This is a genomic window from Streptomyces sp. EDA2-14, assembly GCF_054963755.1.
On the sequence record NZ_JBUEGE010000006.1, the window covers coordinates 129,087 to 139,891 of the forward strand.

At 70.7% G+C, this 10,805-nt stretch carries 10 protein-coding genes; 4 read left to right on the top strand and 6 right to left on the bottom strand.

Annotated elements, in window-relative coordinates; all coding sequences use genetic code 11:
- Positions 1-55 precede the first annotated feature (55 nt).
- Positions 56-2,107 carry an AfsR/SARP family transcriptional regulator gene (locus ACY34M_RS18370; protein WP_462720276.1) on the bottom strand — a complete coding sequence of 684 codons (2,052 nt, stop codon included), beginning with the start codon at positions 2,105-2,107 and terminating at the stop codon, positions 56-58.
- A 162-nt stretch (positions 2,108-2,269) separates the two neighbouring features.
- Here ACY34M_RS18370 and ACY34M_RS18375 point away from each other — a divergent pair, with 162 nt between their 5' ends.
- Positions 2,270-3,151: an alpha/beta hydrolase gene (locus tag ACY34M_RS18375; protein ID WP_462720277.1), complete on the top strand. Its 882-nt coding sequence runs from the start codon at positions 2,270-2,272 to the stop codon at positions 3,149-3,151.
- A gap of 91 nt (positions 3,152-3,242) precedes the next feature.
- On the opposite strand, the gene ACY34M_RS18380 is transcribed toward ACY34M_RS18375, so the two are convergent.
- Entirely contained in the window at positions 3,243-3,869 is a 627-nt protein-coding gene (locus tag ACY34M_RS18380; protein WP_462720278.1) for a TetR/AcrR family transcriptional regulator, read from the bottom strand.
- 104 nt (positions 3,870-3,973) lie between these two features.
- Between ACY34M_RS18380 and ACY34M_RS18385 the strand changes: the two genes are divergently transcribed.
- On the top strand, positions 3,974-4,753 hold the full coding sequence (locus ACY34M_RS18385; RefSeq protein ID WP_462720279.1) for an SDR family NAD(P)-dependent oxidoreductase: 780 nt from the start codon (positions 3,974-3,976) through the stop codon (positions 4,751-4,753).
- A 238-nt stretch (positions 4,754-4,991) separates the two neighbouring features.
- Here ACY34M_RS18385 and ACY34M_RS18390 read toward each other — a convergent pair whose 3' ends face one another.
- Both ACY34M_RS18390 and ACY34M_RS18395 read right to left on the bottom strand, forming a co-directional pair.
- Entirely contained in the window at positions 4,992-5,633 is a 642-nt protein-coding gene (locus ACY34M_RS18390) for a response regulator (protein ID WP_462720280.1), read from the bottom strand.
- 62 nt (positions 5,634-5,695) lie between these two features.
- On the bottom strand, positions 5,696-6,919 hold the full coding sequence (locus tag ACY34M_RS18395; RefSeq protein ID WP_462720281.1) for a sensor histidine kinase: 1,224 nt from the start codon (positions 6,917-6,919) through the stop codon (positions 5,696-5,698).
- Positions 6,920-7,050: 131 nt separating this feature from the next.
- Here ACY34M_RS18395 and ACY34M_RS18400 point away from each other — a divergent pair, with 131 nt between their 5' ends.
- Together ACY34M_RS18400 and ACY34M_RS18405 are read left to right on the top strand one after the other, a co-directional pair.
- Positions 7,051-7,380, top strand: a complete 330-nt coding sequence (locus tag ACY34M_RS18400; protein WP_462720282.1) for a hypothetical protein — start codon at positions 7,051-7,053, stop codon at positions 7,378-7,380.
- Positions 7,377-8,114 (top strand): hypothetical protein, encoded by a 738-nt coding sequence (locus ACY34M_RS18405; RefSeq protein WP_462720283.1) that lies wholly within the window; start codon positions 7,377-7,379, stop codon positions 8,112-8,114. The genes ACY34M_RS18400 and ACY34M_RS18405 overlap by 4 nt, the downstream gene beginning before the upstream one ends.
- 249 nt (positions 8,115-8,363) lie before the next feature.
- On the opposite strand, the gene ACY34M_RS18410 is transcribed toward ACY34M_RS18405, so the two are convergent.
- Positions 8,364-9,728 (bottom strand): nucleobase:cation symporter-2 family protein, encoded by a 1,365-nt coding sequence (locus ACY34M_RS18410; RefSeq protein WP_462720434.1) that lies wholly within the window; start codon positions 9,726-9,728, stop codon positions 8,364-8,366.
- A 19-nt stretch (positions 9,729-9,747) separates the two neighbouring features.
- Positions 9,748-10,734, bottom strand: coding sequence for an isopenicillin N synthase family dioxygenase (locus tag ACY34M_RS18415; RefSeq protein ID WP_462720284.1), 987 nt, complete (start codon positions 10,732-10,734; stop codon positions 9,748-9,750).
- Positions 10,735-10,805 lie beyond the last annotated feature (71 nt).

Genomic DNA, 10,805 nt, shown 5'->3' on the forward strand with positions numbered 1-10,805 from the left:
CAGCCGATTCGCTCTGCTGGCGCCGCCGCCCCGACAGATGCTGAGCCGACTGCGGCTACCGGTCCGCCCCGACACCGTGCTGCGCCGACTCGAGAGCCGCGTCGACGGCGGCCAGGTGGCGGGCGACCGGGCCGAAGGAGATCAGACCGCTGCCCCCACCGGCGAACTCAGCTGCGCCGGCTGAGAGTTCCTCCCGTGCGCGACGCAGGACCGGAACGTGCCCGACGGCTGCGGCAGCACGGGCAAGCACGCACCACAGAGCCTCCTGCAGGAGGTCGTGCGGGGGCCGCGGAACCGTCGTCATGGCCTGGCGCGCAGCATCGGTGGCGCCTGACGCGGCCAGCAGCAGGGGATCGAGCCAGGGCCGGTAGGGGCCGGGGTCGAGATGGGCGAAGTCGTCAGGATCAGGCAGGCCGTCACTGCGCATGACGGGGACCAGTGCGACCAGCGCGGCGGCTCCCCGGGTGAGGCCGGGCATGCCGCAGTCGGCAGTCTCCGCCAGCACGTGCGCGTACGGCTGGCGTGCAGCGGGCCAGCCGTCGGTCTCGCTTGTGCGCAGTGCCCGGTACCAGGCGGTGAAGACTGCGGCGAGCGGTCGTTCGTTGCGGTGTGCGAGCCGGTCGATTTCCTCGGCCTCGATGTCCGCCTCCGTGAAGGCTCCGAGGCCCGACAAGGCTTGGAGGCGGACGATACGGCCCAGAACTTCGTGCCCGGGAAGCTGGTGGTCGACGGCCAGCCGGGTCAGTTCCCTCCCCAGGGCGTCCCGCTCGGCGGCCGACCCGCAGGCGGTGAATGACTGCATGAAGGCACCGTTGAGGGCGAACGCCAGGAGCGCGGGGTCGCCCAGGCGCCGGGCGATCCGGACGGCCTCCTCGGCGGCGCGTGCAGCGCGCAGTCGCCACAACTCGGTGGCGGGGGCGCCGGCCGCCTCGGGAAGCGGTGCGTCAGCGGCGGCGTCACCCCGGGATTCGACCGCCACGACGGACAGCAGCCGGGCGCGCAGCGGTGCCGGGCCGTCGGGGCCGAGCCTGGCCGCAGCCCGGGCTGCGGCCCGGGACAACTCGCCCGCGCCGGCGGGATCGTCGGCGTGGGTCCACACGGCCGGTACGTCATAGGAGCCGATGATCCGGGCGGCCAGTTCCGGGTCGCCGGTCGTCTCGGCCGCTGTGACCAGATCCCTGCGGTGACGGTGCGCTTCCTCCAGACCGTCGGGGCCGGTCACCGCGAGGTCGCGCAGCAAGCCGGCGGTGGCGTGCAGCCGGGCCCGCGAACGGGCGGGCACGGAGCGGTCGTACGATGCCGTCGCCCGGCCCCATACGCTGTCGGCCATCCCTGCCGGATCGACCGCGATGTCCGCTGCGCCGTTTCGAAGGCGTGCTTCCGTTCGTGCCAGGGCACCTTCGTGACCAGGCCACCCGCCGACGCCGACGAGAGCGTCGCGGGCCCGGGCCAGCGTCTCCAGGGCCTCACCGCGCCGCCCGGCACGGTCGAGCGCCGTGGCCAGCAGCACCCAGCCGTCCTCCCGGCCGGGGTGAGCCGCGACGTGGGCCCGCAGATCGGCGACCGCGTCGCGGGCAGCACCGATCGCCAGCAGGGCGTCGGCTCGCCGCTCGACCGCGTCGAGGCGGAGCGCCTGCAGCCGGGCCCGTTCGGCGGCGGCCCACGCGGCGGCGGGAAAGTCCGCCAGCACCGGCCCGCGCCAGCTGTCGAGCGCCTCGTCCCACAGGGCCACGGCCGCATGGGGCGCCGCCGCGGCTGCCCGTGCGGTGGTGTCCTCGAAGCACCACGCATCCACCGCCTCGCGGCCGGCGCGCAAGGAGTAACCGGGCCCGTCGGTGACCAGCAGGCGGGACGGCTGCCGCGGAGGACGGCCGGGTTCCAGCGCGCGGCGCAGCGCTGCCACGAACGTGCGGACCGCGCCGACGGCCCCCGCGGGAGGCTCGCCCTCCCACAGGTCCGCGACGAGCCGGCCGACCGGAACGACCCGGCCCCGGGCGAGCAGCAGGCGTCCGAGCACCTCGCGGTGGCGGGGGGCGCCGAGCGCGAGGGGCGAACCGTCTGCTCCCCATGCGGCCACCGGCCCCAGCAGTCCGAAGGTCACGCCCACCGCAGGGTCCTTTCGCGGGCGGCGCCATCCGGGGCGGGTGCCGCGTATTCACTCATCGATCGCTGATCCGGGGCCCGCAACCTGGGTGACGTCCCCGGGCGACGAGACCACCGAGGTCAGCGGTCCGGAACTTCCACTCTGCCACGAACCACAGGAGCCACTGTGTCTACCCCGAGCATCCCCGGTTTCACCGAGCACCACGTGCGCGTCGACGACGGCGTCACCCTGCACACCGCTGTGGGCGGCGCGGGCAGTCCGGTCGTCCTGCTGCACGGCTTCCCGCAGACCCATCTGATGTGGCGGCACGTCGCAGCCGACCTTGCCACCGACCACACCGTCATCTGTCCCGACCTGCGTGGCTACGGTGCCAGCGACAAGCCCGCCGAGACCGGCCCCGACGTCTATTCCAAGCGGACCATGGCCCGGGACGTCGTACGCCTCGCCGCCGAGCTGGGACACGACCGCTTCGTCCTGGCCGGTCACGACCGCGGAGCCCTGGTTGCCTTCCGCACCGCGATGGACCACCCCGACACTGTGACCGGCGCCCTCTTCCTCGACGTCCTGCCGACCCTCGACATGTGGGACGCCCTGCACGGAGTCTCCGCTGCGGTCGGCTTCCACCTCTACCTGATGGCTCAGGCCCCCGGCCTGCCCGAAGAGATGATCCGGGCGAGCGCCGACCCCTTCTTCGCCTACTTCCTCGACGCGTGGACCAAGGACCCGGACGCGATCCCCGCCGACGTCCGCGCCCATTACCTCGCCGCGTCCGTGGCGGCCGTGCCCTCCATCGTCGCCGACTACCGCGCATCCGCCGGCGTGGACGTGGACCACGACACCGCTGACAAGGAAGCGGGCAACCGGCTGGCCATGCCGGTGACCGTCCTCCAGCAGGACTGGGGCGCCCAACTCGGCTACCACGCCCGGGGCCTGTGGAGCGCCTGGACCAACAACCTGAAGCACCGCACGGTGTCCTGCGGACACTTCATGGCCGAGGAGGACCCCAAGCTGATCACCCACGAGATCCGGGCGCTCGCCGAACGCTGAACTACTGCCGCCGGCGCCTCTCCCCCGTCGTCGCAGGTCGCGGCCGGGGAGCGGCGCCCAGGCTGCGGCGCCCGGGCCGCGGCGCATCGCCTCAGGTCGCGGCGTACCTGGCCGCCATCATCAGGACGGCCTCGTCGACGACCCGCTCCATGGCCGAGCTCTCGGGGGCCCAGTGCGGCAGGAGCATCCGGGGCCAGAACACGTAGTTGGAGATCATCCCGAGGAACTGCGTCGCGGCCAGCTCGGGATCGTCCAGTACGACCGTGCCGGCATCGCGCTCCGCCTCCAGGTAGCGGCGCACCGAATCGAAGTAGGGCATCTTGCCGCGGTTGAACTGCGACTCGGCCAGCTCCGGGAAGCGCGGCAGCTCAGCGATGACGATCCGGAACAGGTCGGCCATGTCCGGACGCGTGAGCAGAGCGACGTAGCGTCGGCCGATCAGGGCGAGGCCGGCGCGGGGGTCGCCCGGCGGCGGCGGGGGGTCGTCGTCCTCGCCCTCCGCCTGCCAGGACGCGGCGACGATCGCGTCGAAAAGCGCCGCCTTCGTCGGGAACTGCTTGAACAAGGTCGCCTTCGACACTCCGGCCGCATCGGCGATCTTCGCAAGCGACGTCCGGTCGTACCCCGAGTCCAGGAACAGGCGGGTGGCCGCGCGCAGGATCGCCGCCCGCTTCTCCTCGGCGACGCGCTGGTGGTAGGCCGACGGCTCGGTGGTCATGGGCACCATCCTAGGTGAGGTGAGTCACTTGACTCACCACTCCCCTCGCTCGTACGGTCAAGGCGAGGCGAGTCACTCGACTCGCCACTGAGAAAGGACTCGGCATGGGACGCTTCGACCACCACACCGTGCTCGTCACCGGCGGAACCGGCGGCCAGGGAGCCAGCCACATCCGCGCCTACCACGCGGAGGGCGCCAACGTGGTCATCGCGGGCACCGCCGAGGACCGGGCCCGCGCCCTCGCCGCCGAACTCGGCGACCGCGCGCTCGCCATCCGCCTCGACGTCACCGACGAGGACTCCTGGAACACCGCCGTCACCGCGACCGAGGAGCGCTTCGGCCCGCTCTCCGTCCTGGTCAACAACGCCGGTGTCCAGAACCCCGCCGCCCTCGTCGAGTCCACCGACCGCCGCGTATGGGACGACATCCTCGGCGTCAACCTCACCGGAACGTTCCTCGGCATCAAGGCGGCAGCCCCCTCGCTGCGCCGGAACGGTGGCGGCGTCATCGTCAACATCGCCTCCACGTCCGGTATGGGCGGCACCGCGATGTACGCCCCCTATGTGGCCAGCAAGTGGGCCGTGCGCGGCCTGACCAGGACCGCCGCCCTGGAGCTGGGCCGCGACCGCATCCGCGTGAACGCCATCCTCCCCGGCGTCATCGAGACTCCCTTCATCACCGAGCCCGCCGCCGGAAGCGACACCCCGATCTCCGACTTCTACTCCGCCGAGCCGTTCGCGATCCCGCGCCTGGGCGAGCCCATCGACATCACCCGAGCCCTGCTGTTCCTCACCTCCGACGACGCCTCCTTCGCCACCGGCTCGGAATTCGTCATCGATGGAGGCCTCCTGCTCGGCCCCGCCCTCAAACACGAAGCCGCCTGACCCCGACGCGGCGCATCGACGTCACCACGACCGGCTGCGCTCATTGGAACAGGGCGATCACTCACCGGCCGGTGAACCGGCAACTCACCGCGCAGGAATCCCGCCACAAGCACGCTGTTGCGCCAAACAAGGTGACCAGTGCGAGCCAACTGCGGCAGCACCCAGAAGACGCCGGGCAGCTCGCTGCCAGCAAGTTGCTTCCTGACCTGCAAAGGCGTAACTATCGGCACGCGCAAGCTCAGTTCTGCTGCGCCTGGAAGACCATGAGTGCCAGCTGGACCCGGTTGTCCAAGCCGGTCTTCGTGAGCGCGCGGGAGATGTGCGTCTTCACCGTGCCTTCGCTCATGAAGAGTGCCTTCGCGATGGTCGCGTTGGAAGCGCCTTCGGCGACGGCCTCGGCGACGGCGCGCTCTCGATCGGTGAGCGCCTCCAATGTCTGCCGGGCTTTGGCGCCGGCGGAGTCGTTGGTGGTGCGAGTGTGGCGTGCCACGAGTTGGCGGGTGATCGTTGCCGAGAACGCGGATTCCCCCGATGCGGCAAGGTGAATCGCGTGGCAGAGCTCTTGCGGCGCGACATCTTTGAGGAGATATCCGCTCGCGCCGACCTGCAGAGCGTCGAGGACGTGTGTGTCCAGGTGGAAGGTGGTCAGCATCAACACCGCGACGGACGGCACGGCCGCACGGACACGGCGGGTGGCCTCGACGCCGTCCATCTCCGGCATCTGAAGGTCCATCAGCACGACATCGGGGCGGTGCTGTGTTGCCGCGACGACGGCCTCGGCTCCGCCGGACGCCTCGGCGACGACAGTGATCGTGGGGTCCACCGACAGGACCATCGACAGCCCGGCGCGGACCATCGCGTCGTCGTCGACGACGAGCACCGACGTGGGCGCGCCGGGGGTGCTGCTGGAAAGTGGAGGTGGAGGTGGAGGTGGAGAGCTGGTCATCGCAGGGGCACCCGCGCAGACAGCCGGAACTCGTGGGTGTTCGCACCGCGGTCGACGACCTCGTGTTCGGCGACACCTCCCACGGTGGCGATCCGTTCGACGAGACCGCTCAGCCCGGCGCCGGTTCCGGGCAACGCCGACTCGGCTTCTTCCATCGGATTGGTGATCGTTATGACGGCATCACTGCCCTCGCGGCGAACATTCACCGTTACCAGTGCGCCAGGGGCGTGCTTGCGCGCGTTGGTCAGCCCCTCTTGCACGACACGGTAGACGTGCTCGGCGTTCGGGGGCTCCGGCAGCGCGGCTGTGCTGCCGGTGTCGCCGCTGTTGTCGGGCAGGTCGAGGCGCGCGACGATCAACTGACCGGCTTGTCTGGCTTCGTCGATCAATCCCGCCACGGTGTGCTCGTGCTCAGCGTGCTCGTGCTCAGCGCTTCGCGGTGTCACGACGGTGCCGTCGCGCAGCATGCCGATCACCGTGCGCAGCTCGTCGAGCGCACTGATCGCGGTCGTGCGAATCGTCGCGGCTGTCGTGCCGACATTCTTGGCGTTGTCCCCCGCGACCGCGAGCCCGCCGGCGTAGAGCGCGATCAGCGAGATGTAGTGCGCGACCGAGTCGTGCATGTCCCGGGCGATTCTGGCGCGCTCGGCCATCTGGATCTGTTCCGCACGCTGCTCCCGCTCGCGCTCGATACGGGCCGCCCTGTCCCGGTAGACCGCGACCAGGTCCTGCTGCTTCTGTTGCAGCGCGCCCCAGGCCACCACGGCGAGCGCGATCGCGGTGTTGACCACCACGGTGAGGCTCAGCGTCGAGTTGGCCGGATACAGCAGCCAGAAGGCCAGGGCGCCGGCGATGTCGGCCAGCGCCACGACGAACGCCTGCTCGATGCGCCGGCTGCGTGCCACGGCGAACAGAGCCACATAGTTGGCCACACCGGCGGTGGCGCAGAACGCTCCGGCGACCGCCAGCACCAGACCGACCGCGACCGGAGCACGGTAGCGGACCAGCAGCACGAGGCTCGCGACGGCGCCCACGGAGATGTCGAGGACGCGCCACCCCCCTCCCGGGCGTTGCTCGAGGACCAGGAACAGCACGGCGAGTCCACCGGCGAACGAGGCGAGAACCAGCAGAGCCGACCGGCCGCGCTCGATCCACGGCCCTCGAAGCACCGAGGGCTCGTCGTTTCGACCGTCGGCGACGACGAGGGGAGGAGACGGCACCGGACCACCCTAGACCGCCGGGTACGACGAAGCAGTCAACGAAAGTCGTAGAAGACGTTGGCCGTTGGTGTACTCGATCGGCGCCGATCGGCAGACGTCCGGCATGTTGGTCGGCCGACATCGTTGAGGGCATGAACACCACACGCTCTCGCCGATACCTGATGACGCTGCTCGGGTTGGACCCGACCGATCAGCGCTCCACGACCCGGATCCGCTCCGCCGTCACCACGGTGGCCGCCTTCGCGACCGCCGTGCAGCTCATCGTCTGGCTGCTGATCGGAATCTTCCGCACGCATCTCGACAGTCCATGGTGGCTGTGGACGCCCGGCAGCGCCCTCCTCGTCAACGCCGCCCTGCTGTCCCTGGATCACGTCCGGGACCAGTGGTCACGCGCCGGTTCCTCGCACGGCCCCCGGACCGGAAAGCTCCGTACCGACGACATCACCCGGGAGTCACTGTGACCACGCCATCGACCACGCTGAACGTGTCTGCCTCGTCTCGTCACGCAGCCGACGCATCGGACCTGCCCACCACCACGTTCGCCGGCCGGGCGGGGATGGCGGTGGGTGCACTCGCGGTGCCGATGGTGGCCTTGTACTTCGTCTACTCGGGGCCGCCCCCCGCGTGGAACGTCCTGACGCGGTGCCTGCTGACGCTGGTGACCATGGCGGTGCTGACGGCGTTCGGGATTGCTCTGGCACGCCTGCTGCCCAGGGACGACACAGGCCGGCGCACCATCGCCGGTCAGCTCACCATCGTGTCGCTGCTCACCTACGTCGCGGTGATCCTCTTCGCCACCTCGCTCGAGGCCGGTACTCCCCTGGCCTTCCCGGACCGCGGGATGGACCCGACCACGGACGGCCCTCTGGCGGCCGCCATGGCATTGGCCCATGGTCCGATCGCGCACCTGTGGATCGCGATGTTCCTGCTCGGATTCGCCCGTGCCGCGCGGCAGTTCACGACCTCCGCGTCACCCACGGTGCCACGGTGGGCCCTGCACGGTGCCGTCGTCGTCGGAGTCATCAATCTGCTGGCCGTCCCGTCGCTCTACTTCGGCATGGACGCCACCCACTTCTACGCCATCAACGGGTGGGGGGCGTGTGCCCTCGTCGGCCTGGTCACCATGGTCTGGGTCGGCTTCATCGGTCTGGGCATCCACCGGGCTCGCAAGAACCGGGCGGGAATGCCGACTTGACGGGTTGGCCTGATCTCCGCCTGGTACGACCGCCTGTACGGCCGATGTCGTGCTCTCCCGCAGCGAGGCCGGAACGATCGCGGAGCTCACCGCCCCGGGCGGTGGGCTCCGCCCTCGATGAGGCGGGGCAGGCCCGGAACTCCTCCGGTGGACGGCCCGTGGGGTCGGGCACGTCCTGGTCGTCGAGGTACAGCTTCAGTTTGTCTGCGTCCTCGGGGCCGACGAGCCGCAGGCTCGTAGGGCCTGTCGTCAACCTCCCGTCCGCCCCACCGGCGCCTCGTGCCGCGACTCCGCCACCGGCGCCCGCACGAGCCCGGCATCACGTCGTGAACTCCCGCCGTTGAAAGCCAGGTTCAGGCCGAACGCCAGCAGCGTCGCACTCGTCACCGGTGAGCCGAGGACGATGCCGACGCCCTCGGGGAAGCGCGAGTACAGGTCGGGCGCCACCTCGGGCGCCATGCCGACGCCGATCGACACCGCGACGATCAGCAGGTTGTGCGTGCCCTCGAAGTCGACCTTGCGGAGCGTACTGATACCGACCGCGGCGACCGTCGCGAACATCACGAGCCCCGCCGCGCCGACCACCGGCTGCGGCAACCCGGCCACCAGCGCGCCGAGTTTGGGGACCAGGCCGAGGACCACGAGGATTCCGCCCGCGATCGTCGCGACGTGCCGGCTGCGCACCTTCGTCATCGTCACCAGGCCCACGTTCTGCGCGAACACCGTGTCGAGGAAGGCGTTCATGACGCCTCCCAGCACCCCGGAGAGTCCGTCCGCGGCCAGCCCGCGCGCCATGTCGGCGGTGGTAAGCCGCTTCCCGGTCAGCTCCGCGACCGCGATCAGATCGGCCGTCGACTCGGCGAACAGGACCAGCATCACCACGCACATCGACAGCACGGCGACCGCGGGGAACTCCGGTGCCCCGAAGTGGAACGGGGCGCTGACCCCGATCCAGTCCGCCGTCCGCGCCGCCGAGAAGTCGACCAGGCCGAGCGGCACGGCGACCGCCGTTCCCGCCAACAGGCCCAGCAGTACGCCGGTTTGAGCGAGGAACCCGCGCCCGAACCGTGCCACCAGCAGGATCACGACGACGACGAACGCGGCGAGCGCGAGCCGCGAAGGCGCCGCGTGATCGGCGGCCTTCGGGTCGTTCCCGACGACCAGGTTCACGCCCACGCCGATCAGCGCGAGCCCCACCACCGTGATCACCACGCCGCTCACCAGCGGCGGGAAGAAGCGGACCGCCTTCGCGAACGGATAGGCGATCAGCAGCCCGAACACTCCGGCCGCGAGCATCGACCCGTACACCGCCTGAAGGCCGTACTCACCGGCGATCAGAATCATCGGTGTCACCGCGGTGAACGCGGCCCCCGCCATCACCGGCATCCGCACACCGAGGAGGCGGCCGACACCGGCGCCCTGAATCATCGTGACGACGCCCGCGACGAGCAGATCGGCGTTGATCAGGACGGCGATCGTCGCGGCATCGAGTCCGGCCGCGGCACCGAACACCAGCGGCACGGTCACACACCCCGTGTACATCACGAGCACGTGCTGGAGCCCCAGCACCGCGAGCCGCCCGAAACCGGCCCGCCGTCCGCCCTTCGCAGGCATCGTCACGTCAACCACCTGACTATCGGGCGAAGTTGGCAGCGATCCGCTGCTGGATGTAGTCGGCCGCGGTGATCGGCGGGTAGCGGCCCTCCGGGCCCTCGATCACCACGTCGCGGTCGGCCTGCGCGAAGAACGCGATGCTGTGGCGGGCCGACCGGTCGTCGTCGGGCCCGGGGGACTTGACCCGGTGGAAGTTCGACGGGAGCCGGTCGTCGCTCCACCGCATCAGCATGTCCCCGATGTTGCAGGTGATCACGGAGTCCGCCGGTTCGACCGGCGTCCACTCCTGCGCCTCGGCCTCCTTGCCGGGACACACCTGCAAGCCGCCCTGCCCGTCCCGCTGGAACAGCAGGGTCAGGCAGTCGAAGTCGGTGTGCGCCCCGGCCCGCCACACGTTCTCGGGGATCACGGCGTCGTCGGGCACGGCGAAGTAGTGCAGCATCCGCAGCGTCGACTGGTACTGCGGGCTCGCCGGGTCATGGGCGCGGGCGAAGAACCCCTCGGGCAGCCCAAGACGGTCCGCGAAGCAGGACAGCACCCGCATCGCGAGGTCCCGGCAGCGCGCCTCGAACGCCAGCGTCCGCTCCCGGAACCCGGGCAGCGCGTCGTCCGGCCACAGCCCTTCCATGTGCGGGCGGGTCAGCTGGTACGACTCCTTCTGGTCGGGCGTCCCGATCGACGGACGCACCTGGGTCATCGACTCCCAGCCGGAGTTGAGCCCCTTCTTCAGACCGTGCCGCGCCTTGGTCGCCTCCGGAAGCGCGAAGAAGGCCTCGGCGTCGGCGAACGCGCCGTCCACGGCGCCGGGTTCGATGCCGTGGTTCACCAGCTGGAAGAAGCCGATGTCGGTGGCGGCGGCCCACAGCTCCTCGGTGATCTCCGCCTTGCGGTGCTCGAAGTCGGAGAGGTCGACGCGGCGGATCTCCCGGGCGGACGTCTCCGTCCCGGCCCCGCCCATGCGGGTCTCCTTGGCCAACTCGTCGAGTGTGTACGTGGTGTTCGTCATCGCGGCTGTCGCTCCTCGGACACGGAGTTGCGTACGGGATGCAGTCACCGCCCCTGCGATCCCCAGCACGG

Coding starts and splice junctions, on each gene's coding strand:
- ACY34M_RS18380 (WP_462720278.1), bottom strand. CDS start 3,869: ATGACCACCGAGCCGTCGGCCTACCACCAGCGCGTCGCCGAGGAGAAG.
- ACY34M_RS18385 (WP_462720279.1), top strand. CDS start 3,974: ATGGGACGCTTCGACCACCACACCGTGCTCGTCACCGGCGGAACCGGC.
- ACY34M_RS18400 (WP_462720282.1), top strand. CDS start 7,051: ATGAACACCACACGCTCTCGCCGATACCTGATGACGCTGCTCGGGTTG.
- ACY34M_RS18410 (WP_462720434.1), bottom strand. CDS start 9,728: ATGCCTGCGAAGGGCGGACGGCGGGCCGGTTTCGGGCGGCTCGCGGTG.
- ACY34M_RS18415 (WP_462720284.1), bottom strand. CDS start 10,734: ATGACGAACACCACGTACACACTCGACGAGTTGGCCAAGGAGACCCGC.